Annotated in this window: 4 protein-coding genes; all 4 read right to left on the bottom strand. The window is 65.8% G+C overall.

Annotated features, from left to right (window positions below; translation table 11 throughout):
- Positions 1 to 26 precede the first annotated feature (26 nt).
- The gene (locus tag RBA41_RS33205; protein ID WP_306628615.1) at positions 27 to 530 is read right to left on the bottom strand and encodes a hypothetical protein; all 504 of its coding nucleotides are present in this window, start codon (positions 528 to 530) and stop codon (positions 27 to 29) included.
- A gap of 9 nt (positions 531 to 539) precedes the next feature.
- Complete coding sequence (gene tnpC, locus RBA41_RS33200) at positions 540 to 2,105, bottom strand: IS66 family transposase (protein ID WP_374709640.1); 1,566 nt, start codon at positions 2,103 to 2,105, stop codon at positions 540 to 542.
- Positions 2,106 to 2,279: 174 nt separating this feature from the next.
- A complete protein-coding gene (gene tnpB, locus RBA41_RS33195; RefSeq protein ID WP_306628613.1) occupies positions 2,280 to 2,633 on the bottom strand; it encodes an IS66 family insertion sequence element accessory protein TnpB in 354 nt (117 codons plus the stop codon).
- A partial coding sequence (tnpA, locus tag RBA41_RS33190; protein ID WP_306628612.1) for an IS66 family insertion sequence element accessory protein TnpA occupies positions 2,633 to 2,935 on the bottom strand: 303 nt, incomplete at its 5' end. The genes tnpB and tnpA, both read right to left, overlap by 1 nt.

Below are 2,935 nucleotides of genomic sequence, written 5' to 3'. Positions count from 1 at the left end.
GTAAGCGATCCACTAACCCCAGTCGGCTAGCGCGACACCACGTGCAGGGGCACGTGTGCAATGCAGTTGACGATATTCATGGCGGCTAGCATGACGTACTTGTCGCTCTCCTCGGGCTGCACCGTGGCTAGCCACTGCGTCATCTCGGTTGTCACATAGGCGAGCAGATGCGGCTCTGGGTGGCCGGTGGTGTATTCGGACAGCGATTGACCAGCGAGTGCCGGTCCCATGCCGTCAGCGAAGCTGACTGTCGCGCTGAAGCGCGCCGCTTGCTTATCCAGTTCGTCTTCGGTGATGCGCGGCCATTGGATGCCGGACTGTCGCATCGCCAGGAAGCAGACGAACAGGCGTTCCAGCAAGAATTCCATTTTTTCGAAGGAGACGCCGAATCTCGTCAAGACGAGGAAGGAGCCAAACAGCGTGGGCTGCTGTTGAAACACGTCGTCCGCCAATGCGGTTTTGCGCTCCATGGTCATGGTGCGCAGCGTTTCGATGGCCCGGGCGAGGTGTTGTGCTGTAATGCGTGGCATGGGAGGCTTTCAGGTTGACACTGTATTTGGCTGACGGCCAGCGCGGTAGTGCCACGGCAGCAGTGCCTCGACTTGCTCGACCGTTTTGGCTGCGGGCAGTTCGCGCAGAACGTGGCGCAGCCACTCGTACGGCTCGACGCCATTGGCCTTGGCCGTCTGCATCAGCGAGTAAATCACGGCACTGGCATGGGCGCCAGCGGGCGTGTCGGCGAACAACCAGCCTTTGCGCCCTACGACGAAGGGGCGGATCGCATTCTCGCAGCGGTTATTGTCGATCGGCAGATCGCCGCGCTCGACGTAACGCACCAGCTTGGGCCAGTACTTGTGCAGGTAGCTCAGCGCTTCGCCCAGCTTGGTCTTGCCGGGCACGCCCGGCAGGGTCGCATCGAGCCAGGCCCGCAGTTCGGCCAGCAGCGGCACGCTGTGTTGCCGACGCGCTTGCCAGCGTTGCGCATCCTCGCCATCGCGCCAGGTGCGTTCGATGCCGTACAGCTTGCCGATCAGAGCAATGGCTTCATCCGCCTTGCCGCGCTTGCCCTTGGGCTGCACCCGCGCCGCCTCCACGAAACGCCGGCGCGCATGCGCCCAGCACACCAGATGCTCGACCTGCCCGCTGCGCGCCACCGCGTTGTAGGCTTCGTAGCCGTCGGTCATCAGATAGCCGCGGAAGCCTTCCAGCAGGCGCGTCGGTACCTGGGCGCCGCGGCCCGGATCGTAGTCGTACAGGACCACCGGCCGCGTTGGCGGGCCGCCCGTTTGCACCCACATGTAGCTGTTGCTGGTGGGTGCCTTGCCGGGTTCCTTGAGCACCTGTACCACGGTCTCGTCCATGTGGATCAGGGCGCCGTCGAGCAATATGTCGCGCAGCAGATTGTGCAGCGGCTGCAGGACGCGGGCGGCGCCGATCACCCAGCGCGCCAGGGTCTGGCGCGGCACCACGATGCCGTGACGTGCCAGCACATGCTCGAAGCGGGCCAGCGGCAAGCCGTCGAGAAACTTGGCCACCAGCAGCAAGGCCAGGAAGTTGACGCTGGCGTTGCTCTTCGGCAGCGGCTGTGGCGGCAGTGGCGCCGTCACGGGCGCATGGGTGCTGCCCGGGCAGCCGTAGCGCTTGCGTACGTGGCGCAGCACGCGCACCTGCATCGGCACGATGTCGAGTTGCTCGCTCACGTCTTCGCCGATCAGCACCATCGCGCTGCCGCATGGACATGTGCGCTCGGACTCGGGCACATCGTGCACCACGTCCACCCGCGGCAGGCCGTTCGGCAAGCCAGTGCGCTTGCCGCGCGCCTTGCGCGCAAGCGGCTTGCCGCCGGCATCGGTCGCTGGCGGCGGCGCCTGGTCCTGCGCCGCGCCACTGCCTTGCGCCAGCGTTTCGGCCTCGTCGAACAGGCCATGCTGGAAGGCCGCCATCTGCTCCGAGCTGGCCCCATAGAGCCGATGGCGCGCCAGCTTGGCCTGCTCGACCATGCGCACCACGTACTCGTTGACCGCCTGGGCAGCGGCGCGCCGCACCGCCTGCTCCAGGGCATGCCGGGCCGCCTGCGTGGCCTGGGCATGAAGGGTGTCGACCATGCTCACGAACGCCTTCTGCTGCGCGTGCAGCAGGTCGGCCAGGCTGGCGGCGTCCCTGGGCAGCGAGGCGGGCAGCCCGAACGCGGCCACGTCGGGCTTGGGAAGCTCGATTGGCGGCAGCGTGAGGGCGGGAATGTCGGAAACGGCAAGCATGCAGCATGTTAACAGCCCGCATCAGGAAACAGAAGAGTACGAGAGCGTTTTATGCGGAGCGTGGCGCCACAGGTCGAAGCCTTCGAGCAGCCACTGCAGTTGCTGGGCGCTGATCGGTTCCATGCCGGTCCGCTCATCCGGCCAGGCGAAGCGCTCGGCCTCGAGCCGCTTGAGCCACAGGCAGAAGCCGTTGCGATGCCAGTACAGCACTTTGATCTTGGTGCGTTGCCGGTTGACGAACACGTACAGGGCCTGGGCAAAGGGATCGAGGCCCAGTTCCTGCTCGACCAGCACCGACAGGCCGTTGATCGACTTGCGAAAGTCGATTGGCGAGCGGCACAGGTGCACCTGCGCGATGTGGTAGCCCGGGTGCATCAGCGCACGCCCTGACTGGCTATCGCCAGCGCCGCCAGCCAGTCAGGGGCGGGCAGCGCGCCGATTTCCATACGCACGGCGCCGATCGTCAGCACGCAAGTACCCGCTGGGGCGGCACTCTGCGCGGGCATGACATCGACGGTGACGAACTTGCTGCGCGTGCCGGTCGCCGCAGTCATCGCCCTGCACTTGGCCCGCCAATAATAGAGCGACGTCACCGACAAATCGTGGGCCCGGGCGTACTCGCTGCTCACCCAGCCGTCGCGCTCGACTGCCATCACATGTTCACGCCAAAATTCCAT

Source organism: Massilia scottii, from assembly GCF_030846495.1.
Lineage (GTDB): Bacteria > Pseudomonadota > Gammaproteobacteria > Burkholderiales > Burkholderiaceae_D > Telluria_A > Telluria_A violaceinigra.
This window is presented reverse-complemented; position numbering and strand designations above follow the sequence as displayed.